Annotated in this window: 18 protein-coding genes and 2 pseudogenes; 10 read left to right on the forward strand and 10 right to left on the reverse strand. The window is 68.8% G+C overall.

Annotated features, from left to right (window positions below; genetic code table 11):
• Positions 1–118 (forward strand): annotated as a pseudogene (locus tag AVAK2825_RS09125) (IS5/IS1182 family transposase); the annotation flags it as partial.
• Positions 119–485: 367 nt separating this feature from the next.
• On the opposite strand, the gene AVAK2825_RS09130 reads toward AVAK2825_RS09125, so the two are convergent.
• From AVAK2825_RS09130 to AVAK2825_RS09165, 7 genes and pseudogenes are all read right to left on the reverse strand, one after another.
• Entirely contained in the window at positions 486–1,043 is a 558-nt protein-coding gene (locus AVAK2825_RS09130; protein WP_284396954.1) for a nuclear transport factor 2 family protein, read from the reverse strand.
• A pseudogene (locus tag AVAK2825_RS09140) lies at positions 1,030–3,140 on the reverse strand (acetate--CoA ligase family protein). The gene AVAK2825_RS09130 and the pseudogene AVAK2825_RS09140 overlap by 14 nt, the downstream one beginning before the upstream one ends.
• Before the next feature lie 68 nt (positions 3,141–3,208).
• The gene (locus tag AVAK2825_RS09145) at positions 3,209–4,288 is read right to left on the reverse strand and encodes an acyl-CoA dehydrogenase family protein (protein WP_284396961.1); all 1,080 of its coding nucleotides are present in this window, start codon (positions 4,286–4,288) and stop codon (positions 3,209–3,211) included.
• Between the two features lie 3 nt (positions 4,289–4,291).
• Positions 4,292–5,509 carry an acyl-CoA dehydrogenase family protein gene (locus AVAK2825_RS09150; protein WP_284396963.1) on the reverse strand — a complete coding sequence of 406 codons (1,218 nt, stop codon included), beginning with the start codon at positions 5,507–5,509 and terminating at the stop codon, positions 4,292–4,294.
• A gap of 154 nt (positions 5,510–5,663) precedes the next feature.
• Positions 5,664–6,659 (reverse strand): Bug family tripartite tricarboxylate transporter substrate binding protein, encoded by a 996-nt coding sequence (locus AVAK2825_RS09155; protein ID WP_284396965.1) that lies wholly within the window; start codon positions 6,657–6,659, stop codon positions 5,664–5,666.
• A 148-nt stretch (positions 6,660–6,807) separates the two neighbouring features.
• Complete coding sequence (locus AVAK2825_RS09160; RefSeq protein ID WP_284396968.1) at positions 6,808–7,437, reverse strand: TetR/AcrR family transcriptional regulator; 630 nt, start codon at positions 7,435–7,437, stop codon at positions 6,808–6,810.
• A gap of 165 nt (positions 7,438–7,602) precedes the next feature.
• Entirely contained in the window at positions 7,603–8,376 is a 774-nt protein-coding gene (locus tag AVAK2825_RS09165; RefSeq protein WP_272566129.1) for an enoyl-CoA hydratase/isomerase family protein, read from the reverse strand.
• Between the two features lie 431 nt (positions 8,377–8,807).
• Here AVAK2825_RS09165 and AVAK2825_RS09170 point away from each other — a divergent pair, with 431 nt between their 5' ends.
• The 4 genes from AVAK2825_RS09170 to AVAK2825_RS09185 all read left to right on the forward strand — a co-directional run bounded on the left by AVAK2825_RS09170 (position 8,808) and on the right by AVAK2825_RS09185 (position 18,615).
• The gene (locus AVAK2825_RS09170) at positions 8,808–10,694 is read left to right on the forward strand and encodes a phosphoenolpyruvate carboxykinase (GTP) (protein ID WP_284396974.1); all 1,887 of its coding nucleotides are present in this window, start codon (positions 8,808–8,810) and stop codon (positions 10,692–10,694) included.
• Positions 10,695–11,013: 319 nt separating this feature from the next.
• Entirely contained in the window at positions 11,014–12,288 is a 1,275-nt protein-coding gene (locus tag AVAK2825_RS09175) for an efflux RND transporter periplasmic adaptor subunit (RefSeq protein WP_284396978.1), read from the forward strand.
• Between the two features lie 49 nt (positions 12,289–12,337).
• On the forward strand, positions 12,338–15,499 hold the full coding sequence (locus tag AVAK2825_RS09180; RefSeq protein ID WP_284396980.1) for an efflux RND transporter permease subunit: 3,162 nt from the start codon (positions 12,338–12,340) through the stop codon (positions 15,497–15,499).
• On the forward strand, positions 15,496–18,615 hold the full coding sequence (locus AVAK2825_RS09185) for an efflux RND transporter permease subunit (RefSeq protein WP_284396984.1): 3,120 nt from the start codon (positions 15,496–15,498) through the stop codon (positions 18,613–18,615). The genes AVAK2825_RS09180 and AVAK2825_RS09185 overlap by 4 nt, the downstream gene beginning before the upstream one ends.
• 68 nt (positions 18,616–18,683) lie before the next feature.
• Here the strand turns inward: AVAK2825_RS09185 and AVAK2825_RS09190 are convergent, their stop codons facing one another.
• Entirely contained in the window at positions 18,684–19,124 is a 441-nt protein-coding gene (locus tag AVAK2825_RS09190; protein ID WP_272566134.1) for a hypothetical protein, read from the reverse strand.
• A 126-nt stretch (positions 19,125–19,250) separates the two neighbouring features.
• Between AVAK2825_RS09190 and AVAK2825_RS09195 the strand changes: the two genes are divergently transcribed.
• The 3 genes from AVAK2825_RS09195 (at position 19,251) to AVAK2825_RS09205 (ending at position 21,647) form a co-directional block, all read left to right on the forward strand.
• A complete protein-coding gene (locus AVAK2825_RS09195; protein WP_272566136.1) occupies positions 19,251–20,219 on the forward strand; it encodes a LysR family transcriptional regulator in 969 nt (322 codons plus the stop codon).
• Between the two features lie 34 nt (positions 20,220–20,253).
• Positions 20,254–21,099, forward strand: coding sequence for a metallophosphoesterase (locus tag AVAK2825_RS09200; RefSeq protein WP_284396988.1), 846 nt, complete (start codon positions 20,254–20,256; stop codon positions 21,097–21,099).
• A 125-nt stretch (positions 21,100–21,224) separates the two neighbouring features.
• On the forward strand, positions 21,225–21,647 hold the full coding sequence (locus AVAK2825_RS09205) for a universal stress protein (protein WP_284396990.1): 423 nt from the start codon (positions 21,225–21,227) through the stop codon (positions 21,645–21,647).
• Here AVAK2825_RS09205 and AVAK2825_RS09210 read toward each other — a convergent pair.
• Positions 21,595–22,266, reverse strand: a complete 672-nt coding sequence (locus AVAK2825_RS09210; RefSeq protein WP_284396992.1) for a TetR/AcrR family transcriptional regulator — start codon at positions 22,264–22,266, stop codon at positions 21,595–21,597. The genes AVAK2825_RS09205 and AVAK2825_RS09210 overlap by 53 nt on opposite strands.
• A 53-nt stretch (positions 22,267–22,319) precedes the next feature.
• Positions 22,320–23,231, reverse strand: coding sequence for a LysR family transcriptional regulator ArgP (locus AVAK2825_RS09215; RefSeq protein WP_272566141.1), 912 nt, complete (start codon positions 23,229–23,231; stop codon positions 22,320–22,322).
• Between the two features lie 88 nt (positions 23,232–23,319).
• On the opposite strand from AVAK2825_RS09215, the gene AVAK2825_RS09220 reads away from it, so the two are divergent.
• Both AVAK2825_RS09220 and AVAK2825_RS09225 read left to right on the forward strand, forming a co-directional pair.
• Positions 23,320–24,663 carry a D-amino acid dehydrogenase gene (locus AVAK2825_RS09220; protein ID WP_284396998.1) on the forward strand — a complete coding sequence of 448 codons (1,344 nt, stop codon included), beginning with the start codon at positions 23,320–23,322 and terminating at the stop codon, positions 24,661–24,663.
• A gap of 32 nt (positions 24,664–24,695) precedes the next feature.
• Positions 24,696–25,256 carry an NAD(P)H-dependent oxidoreductase gene (locus AVAK2825_RS09225; RefSeq protein WP_284397002.1) on the forward strand — a complete coding sequence of 187 codons (561 nt, stop codon included), beginning with the start codon at positions 24,696–24,698 and terminating at the stop codon, positions 25,254–25,256.
• Positions 25,257–25,269: the final 13 nt, after the last annotated feature.

Genomic DNA, 25,269 nt, shown 5'->3' on the forward strand with positions numbered 1-25,269 from the left:
GCTCTCCCGGGACTATGAGCGGTTGCCGGAAGTGCTCGGCGGGCTACATTTTCTGGTGTTTGCAGTGCTCATGTTGCCCGCCGCTGCACGGGTGCTAGCTGCGGCGGGAAGTTCATAACACGCTCTAGGACGCGTGATGGCGTGCCCTGGATGCCCCGGCGAATGCAGCCGGCTGTTTTGTTGAATATTTCCGACATCGAATGTCTCCTCACGCAGCAATATGAATCGCCACCCGCCAGGGTTGGCACATGACCGGCCACCCAAAGCAAATTCATCAGTTACCTGTCGACCGGTTAAAAAATGGTAAGAAAAAATCCTATTGATTTCAATGACCTACATAGCAATTGCAGGGTATGCACCGATCGATTACGGGTATTCACCGACCATCAAAGAAAACCCATTCGAAAATCTAAAAATCCAGCACGAATAGCCCGGATTATTCATCCAGGCTATTATTGAAGCCCAACGAAAATCAGGCGTCGAAATTATCCATCGGGTAATCCAGACAGCAGCGCATACCACGCATCCGCCGGCTTGTGCGCGCCCACAGGCATGCGCACGCCGAAGCGCTGCGCATCCGTGCCCGGGGCGGCGGGCGCCTCGCGGATCCAGTCGTAGACCACGGTGCGGGCCGCCACGCGCCATTGGCCCGAGCGGCGCTCGAAGCGGTCGATGTAGCGGCCGCACAGAAAGGTCTCGGCGGCCGTCCCCTGGGCGCCGGTACCCGTCTGGAAGGCCTGAAAGTAGCTCTCGACCGCGGCCTGCTCGCCCCGCAGTTCGATCGCGATATTGCCCAGCAGGTGCACCATTCGGCCGCCCCCCGGCAGCTTGTCCAGGGCCCAGTCGATGAATCCCTCCGCACTGCCCTGGTAGGGGCCGTGGCGGTCGGTAGCGTCGGGCCAGTAGGCGCTGCGCAGGGCCTCTGCATCGCAGCGGTCGATGCCTCGGCTGTAGCGGTACAGGCATTCGCGGATGGCATCCTTGTCGGCCAGAGCTTGCCACCCGGCCTCCAGCGCCGTCAGGCGCGCTTCAATGGGTACCATGGGAGTCCTCTGGCGCGGGGGCGCGCACGGCGATCACAGCATCCAGGCAGGCGGCGCCCTGCACCCGCACCACCAGCGGGTTGATGTCGATGCTCTCGATCTGATCGGCATGCGAGAAGGCGAACTCCGACAGCCTGCACAGCGCGTCGGCCAGGGCCTGTTCGTCGTACTGCGGACCGCCGCGCCAGCCGCGCAGCAACTGTGTGGAGCGCACGCGCTCCATCAGCGCCCGGGCACGCTGCGGCGTGAGCGGTGCCGACGCGAAGGCCACGTCCTTGAACAGCTCCACGGCCGTGCCGCCCGAGCCGAACATCACCATGGGTCCGAAGGTCGGGTCCCGGTGGATGCCGGCGATCAGTTCCACGCCGCCCTTCAGCATGGGCGCCACCAACACGCCATTGAGCCGGGCATCGGGCCGGGCCGATTGCGCGCGCTGCATCAGCGTGGCAAAGCCTTCGGCCACGGCCTGCGCGTCGGGCAGGTTCAGCAGCACGCCCCCACTTCGGTCTTGTGCACGATGTCGGGCGAGACGATCTTGGCCACCACGGGGTAGCCCATGGCGGAGGCCGCCTCGGCAGCTTCCGTGGCGCTGCGGCAGATCCGCTCGGGCAGTACGGGCAGGCCCGCGGCCGCCAGCGCACGCTTGGCGCCGTCTTCGGTGGCCACGTTCCCCAGCGGCGCGGAAGGCCCGTTCGGCGGGGGCGGCAGGTGCAGGGCGCTCCGGCGCTGGTGCACGTGGGCCAGCGCCGCCACCGCCTGCACGGCGCGCGACGGGTCTTCGAACACGGCGATGCCGTGCTGTTCCAGCGCCGCATTCACCTCCGGCAGCGAGAGCATGACCAGCACCAGCAGCCGGTGCGGATGGCGCTGCTTCAGCGCGATCAGCTCGGCCTGTGTGGCCGCGAAGCGCTGCGGCGACAGGCCCACATGCGCCAGGTAGGCGAACACGGTGCCGTAGTCGGCCTGGTCCAGCATCAGTGCCACGGTGCGCGGCACGCCCTGGGGTACGGCGGTCACCTGCGCCGTCATGTCCAGGGGGTTGCTGGCCACGGCAAAGGGCAGCAGCTCCAGCGCCGCGGCCCGCGCGGCGGCCGGCAGCGGCGACAGCTGCAGCCCGCGCTCACCCGCGTCGTCGGCCATCAGGATGCCGATGCCGCCCGAGCCGGTGACCACGCCGACATCGGTGTTCTGCGGCAGCCGGCCCACGGTGGAGTGCAGGTAGGCGATGTCGAGCATCTCCTCGATCGAAGCGGCGCGCCAGGCGCCGCACTCCTCGAACACCGTGTCGTACACCGCGTCGTCGCCGGCCAGCGAGCCGGTGTGCGTGGATGCGGCGGCCGCACCCAGCTCCGTGCGCCCCACTTTCATGATGACCACGGGCTTGCCGGCATGCGCGGCCTTGAGCAGGGCGGCGCGCAGGCGATCGCCATCGCGGCAGGACTCGAGTGCTGCGCAGATGACGCGCGTATCGGGGTCGTCCACGAGGTAGTCGATGCACTCGGCGACATCCACATCCGCCTCGTTGCCCGTGGCCACGATCTTGCTGAAGCCCAGTCCGCGCAACGATGCCGCGCCGTAGGCGGCCGAACCGAAGGCCCCGCTCTGGGTGGCCAGCGCGATGGGGCCGGGGCGCGGCTTTAAGCCATTGAGCGCCGTGGAGAAGGTGGCGAAGAAGCGCGTGGGCACGTTCAGCAGGCCCAGGGAGTTGGGGCCGACCATGCGCACCCCGGCATCGCGGCACAGGCCCACGATGCGGTCCTGCAGCGCGCGCCCCTCGGCGTCCACCTCGGCGAACCCGGCCGTGAGCACCTGGATGGCCTTCACGCCCTTGGCGATGCTGTCGCGCACCGCCGCCTCCACGCCCGCCACGGGCACGCAGATGATGGCGTGGTCCACGGGGTGCGGGATGTCGCGCACGCTGGCGTAGGCCGGCAGGCCCTGGATGGTGTCGCCGATGCGGTTGACGGGGTACAGCGGCGCCTCGAAGCCCCCTTCGAGCATGAAACGCAGCGGCCTGCCGCCGATGCGTTCGGGGTCCGACGAGGCGCCCACCAGGGCGACCGACGTGGGGTGGAACAGGGGGAGCAACGAATGCATGGGGAAGCGTCCTTCTGTACGGGGGTCTCTGTCTGGTCGGTTCGGGAGGGTGGCGTGGCCGGGGCAGCTCAGTGCAGCGCGGGCCGCGCCAGGCGGTCCAGGTGCGCGAAGCGATCGCCCCACTGCAGGCTGCAGGCCAGTGCGTGCATGGCCAGGCGCGCCGCGGGCAGTTCGCGCGACATGCCGATGCCCCCGTGCAGCTGGATCGCGGACTCGGCCACTTGGCGCCCCGTGACCGACAGGTAGAGCTTGACCAGCGCGATGTCGCGCGGCGCGCTGCCGGCCGGGCCTTCGCACAGGTCCAGCACCTGCCGGCGCACCATGCCGCGCACGTTCTCGTAGGCCACGTACATCTCCACCACGCGGTGGCGCAGCGCCTGGAAGGTGGCCAGCGCCACGCCGAACTGCACGCGCGTGGTGAGGTACTCGATGGTCTGCTCGATCATTGCGCCGATGGCGCCCACGGTCTGGGCGCAGGCCAGCAGGCCGCCGACCGCGCTGGCGCGCTCCACCCGGGTGTACACGTCCTCGCCCTGCGCCAGCACGCTGGACGCCGCCAGCGTGACGCCGGCCAGGGCGATGTCGGCCGTCTGGCGCCCGTCGATGCCCAGCCAGGTGCTGGCGTGGCCCGGCACGGCATCGCGCGGTGCCAGCACCAGCAGCGGCAGGCCATCGTCCTGCGTGGCGACGAACACGAAGTGTGTGGCGGGCTCGGTCAGGTCGGCGCCATGCAGGCGGCCGTTGAGCGTGAGGCGATCGCCATCGCGCACGGCAGCCAGGGGCATCGGGCCCGTGTCCAGCACGGGGCAGACCGAGGCCTCGCCCGCAGCCATGGCCCGCAGCACGTCGCTGGCGCCCGGCAGGCCGGCCAGCAGCAGGGGCACCACGGCACACCGTGCGGCCAGGGGCTGCGCCAGGGCATGCCGGCCCGCGGCTTCGGCGATGGCGGCCACGTCGCCCAGCGAGGCTCCGGCGCCGTCGTGCGCCTCGTCGATCAGCACCCCCTGCCAGCCCAGTTGCAGGAACTGGCTCCAGGTCTCGCTGGGCTCCTGGGATTCGAAGGTCTCGGTCACGGGCGCCGCAGCGGCGACGCGGGCGGTGGTGTCATAGAGGTCGCCGGGAAACATCGGCGTCGCGTGGAATGTCATGGGTCAGGCTCCGAAAAGGTCGCGGGCGATCACGTTCTTCTGCACTTCGCTCGTGCCCCCGGCGATGGTGCGCGAGCGGTAGAACAGGTAGGTGTGGATGAGCTGGCGCAGGGAGTCGTCCGCATCGCTTGCCACCTCCTGACCCGTGGCCGCGACGGTATCGACCAGGCGTGCGGCGTACTCGGGACCGGCGATGTCCAGCGCGATGCCGATGAGTTGCTGGGACAGGTCCGAGCAGTAGAGCTTGAGCGCCGACGATTTCGAGGCTGCCAGCGTGCCCTGCATCTCCTCCTGGATCGCGCTGAGCAGCATCTCGCGCGCGCCCGCCACGCCGGCCTGGGCCAGGTACAGGCGTTCGAGCAGCACATGCTGGCTTGCGCTGGGCGCCGATCCGCCAGCGCCGCGCGCGCGCAGCAGTTCCCCGACCTGCTCGGCCAGGCGGGCCAGGCGCGGCACCGTCGCGGGCGAAAGCCGCTCACGGTCAAGCAGGAACTTGGCGCACTTCCAACCCTCGCCCTCCACGCCCAGGAGGTTGGCGCAGGGCACGCGCACGTCGTTGAGGAACACCTCGTTGACGTGGTGCCAATGGTCGATCGTGGGGATGGGCCGCACCTCGATGCCCGGCGTGTCCATGGGCACGAGCAGCAGCGAAATGCCGGCCTGCTTGCGCCCCTCGTTCGACGTGCGCACCAGCGTGTACATCATGTCGGCCTCCTGCGCGTGCGAGGTCCAGATCTTCTGCCCGTTGATCACGTAGTGGTCGCCATCACGCACCGCCGCCGTCTTGAGCGACGCCAGGTCCGAGCCCGCGCCGGGCTCGGAGTAGCCCTGACACCACCACTCGCTGCCGTCCAGGATGCGCGGCAGAAAGCGCGCCTTCTGCTCGGGCGTTCCGAAGTGCATGATCACCGGGCCGATGTGGCCCAGGCCGTGGTGATACTGGGGCGGGCAGTCGGCCTGCGCGGTGACCTCCTCGAACAAGTAGCGCTGCTGCAGGTCCCAGCCTGTGCCGCCGTATTCCACCGGCCAGTTGGGCGCACCCCAGCCGCGCGCGAAGAGCTTTTCCTGCCAGATGCGGTACTCGTTGCGCGTGACCTTCTGGTTGGTGCGAACGACCTCCTTCAGGGCCGGCGGGCATTCGGACTCGGCGAACTGGCGCAGTTCCTCGCGGAAGGCATCGTAGGGGTCGAGGGTGTGCGATGAAGGGTTGGGGATCGTCATGGTGCTTGGAAGTGCTGGGGCGCTAGCCCCGGTTCGTTGCAGGAAAGAAGGAAGCCACAGCCCTGGACCACGGTGCGGCCGTCAGGGCGGGTGCCGGTGGAGTCCCGCGGCGTGGCGGCTGCGCACGCAGGCGGGGTGGACGCCACGGCACGCATCAGTCCAGTTGGATGTTGCGTTCACGGAAAACGGGGGCCCAGCGCTCGCTCTCCGCGCGCAGGTAAGCCGCAAAGGCCTCCAGCTCTAGGTTGCGGGGCTCGACACCGGCACGCTCCACGGCCTCGCGCACGGCGGGCTGCTCCAGAACCTGACGCAACTCGGCATGCAGCCATCGCTGCAGTGCCGGCGCAATGGATGCCGGCAGGAAAAAGCCGAACCAGCCCCCTGCGGTGAAATGGGCCAGCTCCGGCACGCCGGACTGGGCAATGGGCAACAGATCGGGCGCCCGGGCCAGCGGGGCGGTGCTCGCAACGCCCAGTGCCCGCAGCCGTCCGCTGCGCACATGGGACAACGACGCCACAGAATCGAACATGGCATGCACTTGACCGCCCAGCAGATCGTTCAGCGCGGGCCCATTGCCGCGGTAAGGCACATGCACGATGTCCATGCCCGTGAGGGACGCCAGCAGTTCTGCGGCGATGTGCGGACTGGACCCATTGCCGGACGAAGCGAACACCAGCTTGCCCGGGTGTGCCTTGCCGTAGGCCACCAACTCGGCCACCGACGTGACGGGCAGGCGCGTGCTCACGTACAGGACGCTGGGAGTGTCGCCCACCATGGCGAGGGGAGTCAGGGCGCGCGGATCGTAAGGCAGCTGTTTCATCAACAGCGGATTGGCGATGTAGCCGAATGCCGTGAGCAGCAGCGTATGGCCATCGCCCGGCGCGCGCGCCACCACCGCCGTACCGATGGTGCCGCCCCCGCCGTTGCGGTTGTCGACCAACACCGGCCGGGACCACCGCGCCGAGAGGGCCGACGCGATCGGGCGTGCCAGGTTGTCCGTCAGACCGCCTGCGGCATAGGGGACGACGATCTGGACGGGCCTGGACCCCACCAGTCCCTCGACGCCCACCACGCCTTGCGCCCGCGCCTGGGCACAGGCCAAGCCTGCACTCCAGGGCAAAAAGAGGAAATGGCGTCGGTCAGTGCGCATGGGTAGACTCCTGCGAAAAGTCTACTAAACGGCCGGCAAGTAAATAAACAGGGAAAACCCGCGCCGCGCGCCAGGAAGGCCAGAAACGAACAAGCCGCCCCGGCGCAGGCCGGGGCGGCTCGGGTGGTGCCCGGGAGAAGGTGGCGCTTTACTGCAGCAGGCCGCCGAACGCCATGTCGAGGTACTGCTCGATCACCTGCCGGGTGGTGAGGCGCCCTCCAGGCACATGCCACCGCGCGATGTGGTTCAGCATGGACAGCAGCATGCGCCCGGCCATGGCCGGGTCCACCGCGCGGAACTGCCCTGCTGCGGTGGCCTGCGCGATGCTGTCGCGCAGCAGGTGTTCGTACTCGTCGCGCAGATAGACGGCCATGGCACGCGGGTCAACCGCGCTGCCGGACCAGAAGGCGTTGGAGCCAGCGATCCAGGAATGGCGGCTGCGGTCGAGGAAGTCGGCCGACGACTGCATGAACAACCGCACCTTGTCGACCGGCGTGGCGCCCCCGGCCATCGCCTCGCGCACGGAGTCCACCAGCGCCTGCATGGATTCCAGCACGATGCGCTCGTAGAGCGCTTCCTTGTTGGGAAAGTGGTAGTACAGCGCCGCCTTGGTGATCTTGGCCTCTTCGGCGATGTCACGCAGCGAAGTGCCCTCGTACCCGCGCTGCGCAAACAGGCGGCATGCAATGTCGATGAGCTGTTCCTGCCGGGTGTCGGAGCGGGTCGTGGGCGCAGAGTCGACGGGGTCGTTCGCCGGAGCGGCTGGACGGTTTGCCATAGGGGGAGGCCTCCTCTCTTTTGTAGTTCTGGCAGCCGGCCGGGCGACGGATCGGCGCCGCCCCGGTGCCACAAACCCCTCGCATCGCTGCGATGGGGATGGTGTCGTGCAGCCTCCATTTTGCAGCAGCGTCCTGGGCGCAGGCCCGGCGGCTCTCTCTGCCCGTCAGCGGCCCACGTAAACCGGAGCGCGCTTTTCCAGGAAGGCGCGCTGGGCCTCCTTGGCATCCTCCGTCTTGGACAACGCGACGGTGTTGCCCTGCTCGTAGCGATAGGCGTCGCGCGACGGCATCAGCTGCGTCAGTCGTGCAGCCTCCTTGGCCAGTCGCAGCGCAATGGGGCTCTTGGATGCGATCTCGCGCGCCAGGTCCATCGCGTAGGGCATCAGTTCCTCGGCAGGCAGGCACGCCTCCACCAGGCCCAGGCGATAGAGTTCAGCGCCACTGACCTTCATGCCGGTGAAGAACATGCGACGTGCGCGTGAACGGCCGAACACCTCCTGCAGGAAAGTCACGCCCCCTGCGAGCCCTACGTTGATCTCAGGCATCGATACATAGCAGTCCTCGGAGGCCACCCAGATGTCGGAGGCCATCACCAGACCGAAGCCCGCACCCATGGCGGGCCCGTTGATGGCCGCGATGACGGGCTTGGAGCATTCGACGACGGCGTAGAACGATTCGCGCACCAGCCGGTTGTGGCGGCCGTAGGCGCCCGCGGTCGCACCGAGGTTGGGGCGCTCGCGGATGTCGGCACCCGCGGAAAAAACTTTGCCTGCGCCGGTCAGCACCACGACCGAGACGTCCTCCCGATCCGACAATTCATCGAATACCTGCGTGATCTCGGCACGCAGCTCCGCGTTCTGGGCATTGACCGGTGGCCGGTTCAGCGTCACGACGGCGATGCGGTCCTGCACCGCGAGTTGCAAGGTCTGGAAGTCCATATATCTCCTTGTGTGGCATGGAATCTCGCCACGGCCAAAACACTGCAATCCATTTTTTACCTGCCGGGCGGTAATTGAACTTTCGGAGAAATCCGCAGGGCATGCAAGCAGGCGACTACGGAAAAACCGGCAGATTTGTCCCGGCAGCGACATGGCAGTCCAGATCATGCTCACCACTCACATAACCCAATGCCTTTTTTGCATGAAAGTAATGCCTGTCTGACAGACAGGCGCGGGTGGGATTCATAAAATCGTCATCCCAGCCGACCCGCGGACCCTGCAGCTCTCGCCGCACTCCCCGCCCGCCGACTGAGCATCCAGCCGTTTTTTCAAAGGCAGCGCTCAGAAGACCCATGCGCAGGCCCCCACGTCGCGCCGCTCGTCGGCAGCTTCCTTTGAAAAAACTGTTTTTCAACTTCAGGAAGCTCCCGATGAACGCACCCACCATGCAAGGCCTGGATCTCAAAGCCCCCGCCTACGTCAAAAACGCCCGCCTGCTCGCCTGGGTGGCCGACATGGCTGTCCTCTGCAAGCCCGACACCATCTACTGGTGCGACGGTTCCCAGGAAGAGTACGACCGCCTCTGCCAGCAACTGGTCGATGCCGGCACGTTCCAGAAACTCAATCCCGCCAAGCGCCCCGGCAGCTACCTTGCCTGGTCCGACCCGAGCGACGTGGCCCGTGTGGAAGACCGCACCTACATCTGCTCCGCCCAGAAGGAAGACGCCGGTCCCACCAACAACTGGATGGCACCGGCCGAAATGCGCGCCACGCTGCAGCCGCTGTTCGACGGCTGCATGAAGGGCCGCACCATGTACGTGGTGCCGTTCAGCATGGGCCCGCTGGGCTCGCCCATCGCACACGTGGGCATCGAGCTGTCCGACAGCCCCTACGTCGCCGTGAACATGAAGATAATGACCCGCATGGGCCGTGCCGTGTACGACGTGCTGGGCATGGAAGGCGACTTCGTGCCCTGCGTGCACACCGTGGGCGCACCCCTGCAAGCCGGCCAGAAGGACGTGTCCTGGCCTTGCAACAAGACCAAGTACATCGTGCACTACCCCGAAACGCGCGAGATCTGGTCGTATGGCTCGGGCTACGGCGGCAACGCGCTGCTGGGCAAGAAGTGCTTCGCGCTGCGCATCGCTTCCACCATGGGCCGCGCGGCTGCTGGCGGCCCCTCCGGTAGCCCGGGCTGGCTGGCCGAGCACATGCTGATCCTGGGTGTCTCGAACCCCGAAGGCAAGAAGTACCACGTGGCCGCCGCCTTCCCGAGCGCCTGCGGCAAGACCAACTTCTCCATGCTGGTGCCACCCAAGGCCTTCGAAGGCTGGAAGGTCACCACCATCGGCGACGACATCGCCTGGATCAAGCCCCAGGCCGATGGCAGCCTGCGCGCCATCAACCCCGAAGCCGGCTATTTCGGCGTGGCCCCGGGTACGAACTACCACACCAACCCCAACTGCATGGCCAGTCTGGACAAGAACGTGATCTTCACGAACGTCGCGCTGACCGACGACGGCGACGTGTGGTGGGAAGGCATGGAAAAGGACACCGGCAAGCTGCCCGACCACCTGATCGACTGGCAAGGCAAGGACTGGACGCCCCAGATCGCCAAGGAAACCGGCGCCAAGGCCGCCCACCCCAACGCGCGCTTCACCGTGGCTGCCACCAACAACCCCGCGCTCGACGAAGCCTGGGACGACCCCAAGGGCGTGAAGATCGACGCGTTCATCTTCGGCGGCCGCCGCTCCACCACCGTGCCGCTGGTGACCGAAGCCCGCAACTGGACGGAGGGCGTCTACATGGCCGCCACCATGGGCTCGGAGACCACTGCCGCCGCCGCCGGCCAGCAGGGCGTGGTGCGCCGCGACCCGTTCGCGATGCTGCCCTTCATGGGCTACAACATGAGCGACTACTTCCAGCACTGGCTGAACATGGGCGAGAAAATCGCCGCCGCCGGCGCACAACAACCGAAGATCTACACCACCAACTGGTTCCGCAAGGGCGACGACGGCAAGTTCGTCTGGCCCGGCTATGGCGACAACATGCGTGTGCTCAAGTGGATGATCGACCGCATCGAAGGCCAGGCCAGCGGCCAGGACACGCCGATCGGCACCGCCCCCCAGTACGGCGAGATCAACTGGACGGGCATCGAATTCACTCCGGCCCAGTTCGACACGGTCACCCGCATCGATGCCGCCGCCTGGGCCGACGAGCTGAAGCTGCACACGGCCCATTTCGATCAACTGGCCTACCACCTGCCTGCCGCGTTGCTGGACACGAAGGCCGCGCTGGAAAAGCGTCTGGCTGGCTGATCCCTTCGCGCACGGGGTTCGGTGGCGCCACACCACCGAAATAGCCGTTCGATGCACAGCGCCCGGTCGCACAGCGGCCCGGGCGCTTTTTCGTGGTGGCACAGATCACCTTCCAATTAAAAGTCATTATCATTTAGACCGTTCTTTCGGCTAAATTCGCAGGCGGCCAACCCCCACCGGGCATCGCACCGCACACGTCCCCACTGCCCCGTCTTCGCATGAGGCCGACAATGCCGCTGCGCCGCCCGGTTCGCCGGGTTGCGCACCCGCTTCCTGCGCCCGCGGCGCTGGCACTCTTCTCCCCCTCAACGGGCCCGACATGGTTGAAATGGTTTCTGAGCGGATGCCGGCGGCATCCACACGCCGTCTCTGGCTGCGGCTGCTGGGCTGCGTGATGCTGGTGTTGCTGGCCTGGGTGGCGTGGTATCTGATGTGGCGCCAGCCTGCGCTGCAGGAGACAGGGCCCAGCCCCTGGAGCGGTCCCATTCCGGTGCGCCTCGTGGGTGTGCAGCGGCAGGCCATGGACGAGCAGATCAAGGCCATCGGCACCGTGACTGCGCTGCAAAGCGTGACCGTGCGCAGCCGCGTGGACGGCCAGTTGGCGCGCGTGCTGTTCCAGGAGGGCCAAGAGGTGCGGCGTGGTCAGGTGCTGGCCGAGATCGACCCTGCGCCCTTTCGCGTGAAACTGGCACAGGCCGAGGGCCTGCAGCAGCAGATGCAGGCGCAGCTGCAGAGCGCGGAGCGCGACGTGGCGCGCTACCGCACGCTGCTGCAGCAGGACTCCATCGCGCGGCAGCAGCTGGAAACCCAGGAAGCCCTGGTGGCCCAACTGCGCGGCAGCCTGGCGACCGTGCGCGCCCAGGTGCAGGAGGCCCAGTTGCAGCTGTCGTACACGCGGATCGAGGCCCCGGTGGCCGGCCGCCTGGGCATGCGGCGGGTCGATGCGGGCAATCTGGTCGCGACGGCCGATGCCCAGGGCCTGGTGTCCATCACGCAGACGCACCCCATCACGGTGCTGTTCGCCATTCCCGAAACCCAACTGCCGGCCGTGCGTGCCGGCGCACGCGGCGCCCGGCCCCTGGTGGTGCAGGCCTGGGACCGTGCCGAAGCCGCCCTGCTGGGTACCGGCCGGCTGACCACCCTGGACAACCAGATCGACACGGCCACCGGCACCTTGCGGCTCAAGGCCCAGTTCGACAATGCCGACGACGCGCTCTTTCCCAACCAGTTCGTCAACGTGCGGCTGAAAGTGCGCACGCTGGAGAACGCCCTCGTCGTGCCGGCCGATGCGGTTCAGCACGGCAGTCAGGGCCCCTACGTGTACACCGTGCGGGACGGTAAAGCCGTGCTGCGCCGCGTGGCGCTGGGTGCCAGCGATGGCGAGCGCCTGGTCGTGACCCAGGGCCTGGCCGAAGGCGATTCCGTCGTGCTGGAAGGGCTGGATCGCCTGCGGGACGGAATCGACGTGGCGCAGGTGGTGGATGGCGAGCCACCCCGGACCGCGCAGCAGTTGCAGCAGCGCGCGAAGGCGCAGGCCGCCGCGGCCTCCAGCGCGGCGCAACCCGCCTCCACCCCCGCCAGCACCGCGCGCTGATGGCGATGTCCCGCAACGCCCACCCGACCGTCGCCCTGGTGCCGCTGCCATGAATCTATCGCGCGCGTTCATCCTGCGCCCGGTGGCAACGCTGCTGCTCATGCTGGCGCTGCTCATCGCAGGGGCGATCGCCTGGCGCCTGCTGCCGGTGGCGGCGCTGCCGCAGGTGGACTACCCCGTCATCCAGGTGTTCACCTTCCAGCCCGGCGCCAGCCCGGATGTCACGGCCCGCGCCATCACCGCACCGCTGGAGCGCCGGCTTGGGCAGATCCCGGGCCTGCGGCAAATGTCGTCCACCAGCTCCAGCGGTGCCTCGGTCATCACGCTGCAGTTCATGCTTGACGCGGATCTGGCCGTGGGGGAGCAGAACGTGCAGTCCGCGCTCAACACCGCGGCCAGCCTGCTGCCCGCCGACCTGCCCGCACCGCCGATCTACCGCAAGGTGAACCCGGCCGACGCGCCCATCCTCACCCTGGCCATCACCTCGACGAGCCTGCCGCTGCACGAGGTGCACGACCTCGTGGAAACGCGCATGGCACAAAAGCTCGCGCAGCTGTCGGGCGTGGGTCTGGTGAGCCTGGCAGGCGGTCAGCGCCCGGCCCTGCGCGTGCGGGTGAACCCCACGGCGCTGGCGGCGCAGCAACTGGGCATGGAAGACGTGCGCCGGGCGATCGCGGGCGCCAATGCCAACCAGCCCAAGGGCAGCTTCGACGGCCCCTACCGCACCACCTTGCTGGATGCGAACGACCAGATCACCTCGCCGGACGCCTACCGCCGGCTCATCGTCGCCTGGCGCACCCCTACCGGGACGGTGGCGTCCACCCCGACCGTCGCCGGCACAGGCACCGCCCCGCCGGGCGCCCCGATCCGCCTGGGCGACGTAGCCACCATCGAATCCGGCCCGGAAGATCGCTTTCTGGCCGCATGGGCCGATCGGCAGCCGGCCGTGCTGCTCAACGTGCAGCGGCAACCGGGTGCCAACGTGATCGACGTCGCCGACCGGGTGCGCGCCCTGCTGCCCCAACTCACCGCCACCCTGCCCGCCGCCGTGGACGTGGCACTGCTCACCGACCGCACGCAGAGCATCCGCGCCTCGGTGCGCGATGTGCAACTCGAGCTGGTGTTCGCGGTGGGTCTGGTCGTGCTGGTGACCTTCCTGTTCCTGCGCAGCGCCACGGCCACTTTCATTCCGGGTGTCGTGGTGCCGCTGTCGCTGGTGGGCACCTTCGGCGTGATGTACCTGCTGGGCTTTTCGGTCAACAACCTGAGCCTGATGGCGCTCACCATCGCCACGGGCTTCGTGGTCGACGATGCCATCGTCATGCTGGAGAACATCGCGCGCCACCGAGAGCAGGGCCTGCCGCCGCTGCAGGCGGCGCTCAAAGGCGCGTCGGAGATCGGGTTCACCCTGGTCTCGCTCACCGTGTCGCTGGTGGCCGTGCTGATTCCGCTGCTGTTCATGCGCGACGTGGTCGGGCGGCTGTTCCACGAGTTCGCACTCACGCTGGCCGTGGCCATCGGAATCTCGCTGCTGGTGTCGCTCACGCTCACGCCGATGATGAGCGCCCGGCTGCTCAAGGCCCCCCTTCACGCGCCGCCCGGCGAAGGCAAGGGCACGGGCTTCATGGACCGCGTGCTCGAACGCTATGGCCGCGCGATCGATGCGGTGCTCGCGCACCAGGGCCTGACGATGCTGGCGATGCTGGCCACGTTGGTCCTCACCGTCCTGCTCTACCTGGCCGTGCCCAAGGGATTCTTTCCGGTGCAGGACAGCGGGGTGGTCCAGGTGGTGACCGAGGTGGCGCCCGACAGCTCGTTCACCGTGGTGTCGCAGCGCCAGCAGGCGCTGGCCGACGCACTGCTGCAGGAGCCGGATGTGGCGAGCCTTTCGTCCTTCGTGGGGGTGGACGGCAGCAATGCCTCGCTCTCCAGCGGGCGCATGCTCATCAACCTGCGCGCCCATGGAGAACGGCAGGCCAGTGCCCGCGCCATCCTGGACAGCCTGCGCGCCCGCGCGCGCCAGGTGGGCGGCATCACGGCCTGGTTCCAGCCGGTGCAGGAACTCTCCATCGAAGACCGCGTGAGCCGCACGCAGTACCTGTTCACCCTCACCACGCCGGACCCGGCATTGCTCGACACCTGGGTGCCACGCCTGGTGGAGCGGTTGCGCGCCCGCGCCGAACTGGCGGATGTGGCCAGCGACCTGCAGCAGCAGGGCCGGCAGGCGCATGTGGAGGTGGACCGCGACGCCGCTGCGCGCCTGGGACTCACCGTGGCAGACATCGCCACCGCCTTGCAGAACGCCTATGCGCAGCGGCAGATTGTCACGTTGTTCACCCAGGCCAGCCAGTACCGCGTGGTGCTGGAGGTCGATCCGCGCCACGCACGCGGGCTGGATGCGCTGCAGACCACGTTCGTGTCCACGCCGTCCGGGCGCAGCGTGCCGCTGGCGGCCGTGGCGCGCATCACCCAGCAGCCCGCGCCGCTGCAGGTCCTGCAGCAGGGCCAGTTTCCGGCGGCCACGGTGTCGTTCAACCTGGGCGCGGGCCACTCGCTCGGGGCGGCCGTGGCGGCCATCGAACGGGAGCTTGCGGCCACCGGCCTGCCGCCCCAGATCGAGACGCGCTTTCAGGGCGCGGCAGAGGCGTTCCGCGCATCGCTGTCCAACACACTGTGGCTGGTGTTGGCCGCTGTCGTCACCATGTACATCGTGCTCGGGGTGCTCTACGAAAGCACCATCCACCCCATCACCATCCTCTCCACGCTGCCCTCGGCCACCGTCGGCGCGCTGCTGGCCCTGCTCATCAGCGGCCGCCCGCTGGACCTGATCGCGGTGATCGGCATCGTGCTGCTCATCGGCCTGGTGAAGAAGAACGGGATCATGATGGTGGACTTCGCCCTGGATGCGCAGCGTCGCCTCGGGCTGCCCGCGCACGAGGCCATCCGGCGTGCCGCGCTGCTGCGACTGCGCCCCATCCTCATGACGACGCTGGCCGCCCTGGTGGGCGCACTGCCCCTCATGCTCGCACAGGGCTCGGGCGCGGAGTTGCGCCAGCCGCTGGGCATCGTGATGGTGGGCGGGCTGGTGGTCAGCCAGGTGCTCACGCTCTTCACCACCCCCGTGGTGTATCTGTATTTCGACCGGCTGGGGCAAAGGCTCTCGCGCCGCCGTGCGGCCTGGCAGGACGGCACGGCGGGCAACGGGCCATGAACCTGGCGCGCCTGTGCATCCGCCGTCCGGTGGCCACCTCGCTGCTGTCGCTGGCGCTGGTGCTGATGGGCCTGCTGGCCTGGCGGCTGCTGCCCGTGGCGGCGCTGCCGCAGGTGGACTACCCCGTCATCCGCGTGAGCGCCAGCCTGCCCGGCGGCAGCCCCGAAAGCATGGCCGCCACCGTGGCCGCCCCGCTGGAGCGCGCCCTCGGTGCGATTGCCGGCGTGGCGGCCATTTCGTCCAGCAGCAACCAGGGCACGACAGAGGTGAAGCTCGAGTTCGTGCTGGGCCGCGACCTGGATGCGGCCGCGCGCGACGTGCAGGCGGCGATCAACGCAGTGCGCAGCCAGTTGCCGGCGGGCATGAAGGGCAACCCGACCTTCCGCAAGATCCAGTCGTCCCAGCGGCCCATCGTGGTGCTGGCGCTGTCGTCGCCGGACCTGGCGCCCTCGGCGCTGTACGACGCCGCCTCCACGATCCTGGCGCAGAAGATCGCGCGGGTGCCGGGTGTGTCCGATGTCTCGGTCGGGGGCGCCTCGCTGCCGGCGGTGCGGGTGCAGCTCGATCCGGGCGCTCTGGCGCACCAGGGGCTGTCGCTGGACGAGGTGCGTTCGGCCATCGTGCGGGCCGGCTCGGTGCAGCCCCTGGGCGCGGTGGAAGAAGGCGCCCGCCACTGGCCCCTGGCGCTGGATGGCGCGCCGGCCCGGGCGGCCGACTACGAGTCGCTCGTGGTTCGCTGGGCCGAGAACGCCCCGGTGCGACTGTCCGACGTGGCCCGGGTGACCGACTCCACCGAGAACCGCTACAGCAGCGGCTTCCACAACGAGCGCGATGCCGTCATCCTGCAGGTGCGGCGCCAGCCCGGCGCCAATACGGTGGCGACCGTGGACGCGATCCGTGCGCAGCTGCCCTACCTGCGCACGCTGGTGCCTGCGAGCGCGCGGCTGGACATCGTCGTCGAGCGTTCGCAGGGCATCCGGGCCACGCTGCGCGAGGCGCATCTCACGCTCGCGCTCTCGGTAGCGCTGGTGGTGGCCGTGGTGGCGGCCTTCCTCGGGCGGCTGCGCACGGCGCTCATTCCCACCGTGGCGATCCCGGTGTCGCTCATCGGCACGTTCACGGTGATGTACCTGGCGGGCTTTTCGCTCAACAACCTGTCGCTCATGGCCCTCATCGTGGCGGCCGGCCTGGTGGTGGACGACGCGATCGTGGTGCTGGAAAACGTGGAGCGCTACATCGAACGCGGCATGACGCCGTTGCGCGCCGCGCTGCGCGGCGCGGGCGAGGTGGGTTTCACGCTGGTGGCGATGACGCTCGCCCTCGTGGTGGTCTTTGTCTCGATCCTGTTCATGGGCGGCGTGGTGCAGCGGCTGTTCCGCGAGTTCTCCATCACGCTGGCGGCGGCGGTGGTGATCTCGCTGGTGGTGTCCCTGACGCTCACGCCCGTGTTGTGCGCCTATGGGCTGCGCGGGCAGCGCAGCGCACGCCAGGCACAGGCGCGGCATGCCTGGGCCGCTCGCGTGGGGGCCGCCAGCGCCGCGATGCTGGCCGACCTGCGCCACGGCTACGACCGCAGCCTGGGTTGGGCGCTGCGCCACAGCTTCGTGGTGCTGCTCGCCTTCCTGGCCGTCGTGGGCGTGAACGTGTGGCTCTACCAGTCGCTGCCCAAGATCATGATGCCGCGTCAGGACACCGGCATCGTCCACGCTTTCATCCGCGGCGACGATGGCTTTTCGTTCCAGGTGATGCAGCCGAAGATCGAGGCCTACCGCCGTCTGCTGCTGGCTGACCCGGCCGTGGCCCACGTGGCCGGCACCAGCGGCGGCAGCGGCAGCATCGCCAACAGTTTTTTCATCGTCAGCCTCAAACCCCTGGCGGAGCGTGGCGGCGAGCCGACGCAAGCCGTGGTCAACCGGCTTCGCGAGAAGGCGCCAGCCGTGCCGGGCGGGGTGCTGAGCCCGAGCATCGAGCAGGACATCCAGATCGGCGGCGTGTCGTTCGGCGAGGCCGAGACGGCCGTCATCCTGCGCTCGGGCGAAGTTCGCTCGCTGCGCACCTGGGCCCGGAAGGTGTCGCTGGCCATGGGCGAGGCACCGGAATTCACCGACGTGCAGGCCGTGAGCGACGGTGGCGCGCAGCAGGTGGTGGTGGACATCGACCGCGAGGCCGCGCAGCGGCTGGGGGTGGACATGCAGGCCGTGGCGTCCGTGTTGAACAACTCCTACGCCCAGCGCCAGGTGACCACGCTGTACGACCGGCTCAACCAGTACCGCGTGGTGATGGAGGTGGACCCGCGCTTCACTTCGCAGCCGCAATCGCTGGCGCAGATGCAGGTGCTCACCCCGAACGGATCGCGCGTGCCGCTCACCGCCTTTGCCACGTGGCGCTACGGGCTGGCGGAGGACCAGGTGTGGCACGACGCGCTGTTCGCGTCGATGTACATCGGCTACAGCCTCGCCCCCGGCGTGACGCAGGAGCAGGGCCAGCGTGCCCTCAACGCCGTGATGGCGCGCGTCATGCTGCCCGCCTCGGTGCACCTGGCGCCGTCCGGGGAAGACGCGGCACGGGCCAGCGCGGTGCGCTCGCAGCCCTGGCTCATCCTCGGCGTGGTGCTGGCCGTTTACCTGGTGCTGGGGGTGCTGTACGAGAGCCTGGTACACCCGCTCACGATCCTCTCCACCGTCCCGCCGGCGGGCGTCGGCGCGCTGCTGGCGTTGTGGCTGACCAACACCCCGTTCAGCCTCATGGCGCTGCTGGGGCTGTTTCTGCTCATCGGCGTGGTCATGAAGAACGCCATCCTGATGATCGACTTCGCGCTCGACGCCCAGCGCCGCGAGGGGTTGCCGCCACAGCAGGCTATCCGCCGCGCGGCGGCGCTGCGGCTGCGCCCGATCCTGATGACCAATCTGGCAGGCCTGCTCGGCGCGCTGCCCCTGGTGCTCGGCACGGGCGAAGGCTCCGAGCTGCGCCGGCCGCTGGGCCTGGCCATCATGGGGGGGCTGGCGGTCAGCCAGTTGCTCACGCTGTACACCACCCCTGTCATCTATTACGGCCTGGAGCGCTGGCGCCAGCGGTGGCTGGCAAGGGGTGCGGAGCCCGTACCCGGCGCGCCATGAAAAAGAAAAAGGGCGCCTGGTGGGGCGCCCTTGATGGGGAGACTTCGCGGCCGTTCCGGCCGCCGATCTCAGTAGTAGCGGCGGATGTTGTCCACGGCGATGCCGTTCATGGCACGGCTCAGGTCGGCCATGATGCGGGCGTCGTACAGTGCGGCGTTCCAGGTCTTTTCGTCTTCGGCTTCACGGCGGCGGGCTTCGGCCCAGGCCTTGTAGCCGGAGCGCAACACGGCGCTGGCGCGGCGGGCGGGACCGGCCAGGAGGGCCAGCGCGGCGAAGGCGATCACCCACATGACCATCCAGGCGGCCAGCATGTGGCCTTCGGCGCGGGTGTCGACCACTTGGTTGGCGACCACCAGCACGGCGGCCACGACGGCGGCCAGCAGCAGGGAGGATGCGCCCCGTGCGCCGTCCAGGCTGGCGGCAGCGCCCTTCAGAGAAGCGGCGAAGCGCTCTGCGCGCTGCACGCCGGGGTGTTCGGTGCGGTATTCGATGTGTACAAAATTTGCCATGATGAGGACCCTTTTCAGACGCTTTTGGCGAAATTGCCGGGCGAATGCGTGAATCTTAGGGTTTACCCCATGACTGTTCCACTTTATATTTTGAATCTCAGTCATTCATTGAGGTGATGGTTCAACATGCTGCCTCTCAACTTCCGCTCACTCGACCTGAACCTGCTGCGCGTGTTCGATGAGGTGATGACCGAGCGCAACCTCACCCGTGCGGCGCACAAGCTGTCGCTCACCCAGCCGGCCGTGAGCAACGCGCTGCGGCGCCTGCGCGAGGTGCTGGGCGACGATCTGGTGGTGCGCAGCGGGCAGGGCGTGCAGCCCACGCCCCGGGCGCTCACGCTGTGGCCGCCGGTGCGGCAGGCCTTGGCGCAATTGCAACAGTCGCTGGCGCCGGGGGATTTCGACCCTGCCACCGCCAGTTCCACCTTCGTGCTGGCCATGGCCGACGCCACGGGCGCCACGCTGATCCCGCCGCTGGTGGAGATCATCGAGCGCGAGGCGCCCGGGGTGTCCGTGCGCGTGGTGCCGCTCACCACGCGCGATCCGCGCAGCATGCTGGACGACGAATCCGCCGACATGGCCGTGGGCTACTTCCCCGCGGTGATGGCCGACCTGACCGCGCGCGCCCAGACCGACAGCGTGGTGGCCTTCGAAAGCGTGCGCCTGTACGACGGCGAATACGTGTGCGTGATGCGCCACGGCCACCCGCTCGCCCAGGTGCCGATGACGCTCGACCTGTACTGCAACGCGCGCCATCTGCTGGTGAGCTTTTCCGGCAAGCCCTACGGCTTCATCGACGAGGCGCTCACCGCGCTGGGCCGCGAGCGGCGCATCGTGCTCACGGTGAACCAGTTCTTCACCGCAGGACGCGTGGTGACCACCACCGACCTGCTCACCGTGCTGCCGCGCCACTTCGTGGGCGTGGCCAGCATCGCCGGCGAACTGGTGTGGCGCCCGTTGCCCATGCCGCTGCCCACGGTGCATGTCGATGCGCTGTGGCACCGCCGCCGCCTGCACGATGCGGCCCACCGCTGGCTGCGGGGCGCGATGGTGCGCTCGGCACTGCCCACGGCCCGGCGCCCTCCCGTGGCCTGACGGCGGCCCCGCGCCAACCTCCACAATCGGCGGCATGAAGATTCAACTGCTGTCCGATCTGCACCTGGAAGCCCACCCTGCCTTCGCCCCCAGCCCCGCCCCGGGCGCCGACGTGCTCGTGCTGGCCGGCGACATCGGCTCCTACCAATCCGGCTCGCAACTGGCCGACGACGACTTCGGGCTGGCGCGCTTTTCCCCGCTGCCGCAGTTCGCCGGCTGGCCCACGCCGGTGCTGTTCGTGCCCGGCAACCATGAATACGACATGCAGGACTTCGATGCCGCCCAGCAGCGCCTGCGCCAAGTGTGCGACCGCCTGGGCCTGATCTGGCTGGAACGCGAAAGCGTGGTGCTGGAAGGCGTGCGCTTCGTCGGCACCACCCTCTGGAGCGATTTCGACGCGCTGGCCGAGGACGAGGGCAGCACCGACCTGGCTCGCCGCCTGCGCCAGCGCGAGAAGGCCTTTCGCGCCGCCAACTTCTACCTGCGCAAGACCGGCGGCACCCGCAGCGGCGAGCCCTTCCTGGCCGAACCGATGCGCGAGCAGTCCCTGGCCTGCCAGGCCTGGCTGCGCGACGCGCTCGCGCGCCCGTTCGACGGCCCCACCGTGGCCGTGACGCACTTCGCCCCCAGCCTGAAAAGCGCCGACCCGCGCTACGGGTTGATTCCCGGCACCGCGGGGTTCTGCAATGCGCTGGACGATCTGCTGCCCCATGCCCAGCTGTGGATGCACGGCCACCTGCATTCGCCGAGCGACTACACGGTGCAGGGCGTGCGGGCCGATGGCACGCCCTGGCGCTGCCGCGTGGTGGCCAACCCGCTGGGCTATGCCCGCAAGGGCGAGCAGGACACCTTCTCGCCGCATTTCACCGCCACCGTATGATCGTTCGCAGGTGCCGGCTTTCACGCCGGCGCTTTCGCCGCGCAGGGCATACAAAGATGACGCAGGTCAAGACAACAGGCGCACGCGCAGATTAGTCTGGTCCCTTCTCTTTCGGAGACGTCTTCATGAACATCCTCCTCGCCGTCGACGGCAGCCCGTACACCAAGAAAATGCTCGCCTACCTCGCCACCCACGAGGAACTGCTGGCCGGCACGCACGAATACACCGTGGTGACCGTGCAGCCCGCCCTGCCGCCCCGCGCCCGCGCCGCCCTGGGCAAGGAAACCGTCGAGAAGTACCACGCCGAAGAGGCCGAGAAAATCATAGGCCCGGTGGTCAAGTTCCTCGCCCGCCACGGGGTGGTCGCCCAGCGGATCGTGAAGACCGGTCCCATCGGCGAAACCCTCGGCAAGGTGGCGGACACCGGAAAGTTCGACCTGCTCGTGATGGGCTCGCACGGCCACGGCGCGCTCGGCAAGCTGGTGATGGGCTCGGTCAGTACCCAGGTGCTGGCGAACAGCCAGGTGCCGGTGCTGCTGGTGCGCTGACCCCTTGCTGCGCGGCCAGGCCGCCGAAGCACGTCTCCACCGCCCAGTCGAGGATGCGCGCATCGGTGTACCGGCCGGTGGCGCGCAGCATGGCCGGCAACGGGTCGGCCGAACGGGCCAGCAGCGCCCACAGCACCACGTCGGGCGGCCACTGGGCGTTCAGCTGGCCGGCCTCCTGGGCTTCCACGATCCAGGTGGTGATCCGCGCGCTGGCGGTCTGCAGCGACGCCTGGTAGCGCTCGCAGTCGCGCAGCGGCCCGGCCAGGCCGGAGTTGCGGCTCAGCAGCAGGGGCATCTCGTCGGTCAGCTGCAGCGACAGCATCCAGCGCAGCAGCGCCTGCAGGCGCTCGATGGCGGACTGGCCGGGCGGCACGCTCTGCAAAAACCCTTGCAGCCGGTCCACGGCATGCACCATGGCGGCGGCGCAAAGGTCGTCCTTGCCGGCGAAGTGCTTGTACAGGCTGGCCTTGGCCACGCCCACTTCGGCGGCCACGTCGTCCAGCGTCATGGCCTCGAAGCCCTTCTCGCCGAGCAGGCGGCCCGCAGCCGCCACGATGGCCTCTTCCCGTGCCTGGTGCATTTGCGCCTTGAAGGAGGGGCGGGACGGGGGCGTGTTCATGCGGCGCATCTTAGCGACCGGCCGCGGCCCCCGGTACCGGGACAGCCCGGGGCCTACACCGCCAGCATGCGGGCCGCGGTGCGGGTCAGCGCCTCGGACAGCGCATCCAGCACCTCCGATTCGAGGTTCCAGCAGTGCCAGTACAGCTGGATCGGCAGCGAATGGCCGGGCGCCAGGTCCACCAGGCTGCCGTCGGCCAGCGCCCCGCGAACCAGCAACTCGGGCACCACGCCCGCGCCCCAGCCGGCGGTGGCGGCGCGCACCTGGCCTTCGGAGCTGGGCACGAACAGGTGGTGCAGCGCCACGCGCTTGAGGCCGAAGGCGCGCATCACGAACTCGGCCTGCATGTCGTCCTTGCGGTTGAACGACAGGAACGGCACGTCGCGGAAGTTGTGCGGCGTGAGCCCGTGCGGCAGGTAGCGCGCCGCCAGCGCCGGCGAGGCCACGGCCACGTAGTGCATGGCCCCGAGCGGCACGACCTTGCAGCCGCGCAGCGCCTGCTTGAGCGTGGTGACGCAGCCCAGCACCTGGCCCGAGCGCAGCCACTCCTGCGTGAAATCCTGGTCGTCCACGATGATCTCGACGGGCAGGCGCTGGCGTACCAGATCGTGCAGCGCCTCCAGCGCCCAAGTGGCAATGCTGTCGGCGTTGATGGCAATCGAGATGCGCTCGTCCTCGCGCGCGCCGCCGGGGGCGCTCGGGGCGAGTTCCTGCAGGTCGCGCTCCAGGTCGGCGCGCAGCAGGCGCAGCTGCTTGGTGTGCTTGAGCAGCAGCTGGCCTGCGGTGGTGGGCTTGAGCGGCCGGCTGCGCACGATGAGCACCGAGCCCACCTGCGCCTCCAGGGCGCGCAGCCGCTGCGAGACGGCCGACTGCGTGACGTTCAGGCGCTGGGCGGCGCGCTCGAAACCGCCCTCCTCCACGATGGCGGCCAGGCATTCCAGTGCGGCGGGATCGAAGCTGCTCATGGGCGTGCGTGCATTAGAGGTTCTGATGAATTTGGATGAAGTTTAATTTTGCTTTTAATTCGCCGCAACGCGATCCACACTCCAGCCCATGAAAACCATCGTCTTGGGCGCCGGCATCATCGGCATCAGCACCGCCTGGCATCTGCTCGAGCGCGGCCATGAAGTCACCGTCGTGGACCGCCAGCCCGGCGCGGCGCTGGAGACCAGCTTCGCCAACGCGGGGCAGATCTCGGTGAGCTATTGCGAGCCCTGGGCCAACCGCGATGCGCCGCTCAAGGCGCTCAAGTGGATGTTCGACAAGGAAGCACCGCTGCTGTTTCGCCCGCAGCTCGACTGGGACCAGTGGCGGTGGGGCCTGAAATTCCTCGCGCAGTGCAACGATGCGGCGTTCGAGCGCAACGTGCAGCAGATCGTGGCCCTGGGCGCCTACAGCCATGCCGCCCTGAAGGACGTGGTGCGTGCCACCGGCATCGAATACCACCGGCTGGAGCGCGGCATCGCCCACTTCTACACCGACCAGAAATCGTTCGACGCCGCCGGCCACGCGGTCGAGGTGATGCGCCGGCACGGCGTGCAGCGCCGCCTGGTCAGCCGCGACGAGCTGCTGCAGATCGAGCCGGCCTTCCGCGCCTACGGCGACCACATCACGGGCGGCACCTACACCAGCACCGACGAAAGCGGCGACGCCCGCCTGTTCACGCAGGAGCTCGCGCGCCGCTGCGCCGAGCGCGGCGTGCAGTTCCTCTACGGCCACGACGTGGTGCGCCTGAACCAGGCCGGTAGCGCTATCGAATCAGTAGCTGTCCGCGCAAGAAACACTAGCGCTGGAGGCCAGAAAGACCAAAACCTCACCGCCGATGCGATCGTCGTGGCCTGCGGCACCTACAGCGCCCCGCTGCTGCGCACGGTGGGCGTGGACCTGCCGATCTACCCCGGCAAAGGCTACAGCGCGACCTTCCCGCTGCTGCGGCCCGAGGGCGCGCCGCTGGTCTCGACCATCGACGACGGCAAGAAGATCGCCATGAGCCGCCTGGGCAACGTGCTGCGCGTGGCCGGCACCATCGAGCTGGGCGGCTACGACCTGTCGCTGGACAGCCCCCTGGCGCGGGCGCGCTGCCACATGCTGTCGCGCCGCATCGAGGCCATCCTGCCCGGCGTGTGCGACACCCGCACGCCCGAGGAAGGCGGCGACCCGCAGTACTGGACCGGCCTGCGCCCGGCCACGCCCACCAACATTCCGTTCATCGGCCGCACGCGCGTGGGCAAGCTGTGGGTCAACGCGGGCCACGGCACGCTGGGCTGGACGCACGGCGCGGGTTCCGGCAAGGCGGTGGCCGAGCTGATCAGCGGCGAGCGGCCGGCCATGGCCTTCGGCTTCCTGGGCCAGGGCGTGGCCGCGGGTGCCGCCGCGTCCGCCCCGGTCGCGGCCTGACCGGGGGGGCGGCGAATCCGGCCGGCGCTACCATGCCGGGCATGCCTTCCCACACCCTGTTCCTCACCACCTCCACCCGCGAGCCCGGCCATGTCGGCAACACCGAATGGCTGGCGCGGCAGGCCGCCGCGGCCCTGCCGGCGGACACCGTTCAGACCTGGCTGAACCTCGCGCGGATGGAACTGCCGCCCTTCGTGGACCGGCGCCACACCACCGGCGAGTACCCCGCCCCCTCCGGCGACATGAAGACGCTGCTGGAGGCCACGCTCGCCGCGACGGACATCGTGTTCGTCGCACCCGTGTACTGGTACAGCATTCCCTCGCCGCTCAAGACCTACCTGGACCACTGGAGCGGCTGGATGCGCATTCCGGGCCAGCCGTTCAAGGAGCCCATGGCGGCCAAGACGCTGCTGCTCATCACCACCAGCGGCGACCGCGCCAAGGCGCAGCCCATGATCGATTCGGTTCGGCTGTGCGCGCAGTTCCTGGCCATGCCCTGGGGCGGCGCCCTGTGGGGCAAGGGCGGCCCGCCCGGCGCGGTGCAGTCCGATGCGCAGGCTCTGGCATCGGCTGCTACATTTTTAATAGCATAATGCCCTAGTCGAA

It is taken from the genome of Acidovorax sp. SUPP2825 (assembly GCF_030158995.1).
GTDB lineage: Bacteria > Pseudomonadota > Gammaproteobacteria > Burkholderiales > Burkholderiaceae_C > Paracidovorax.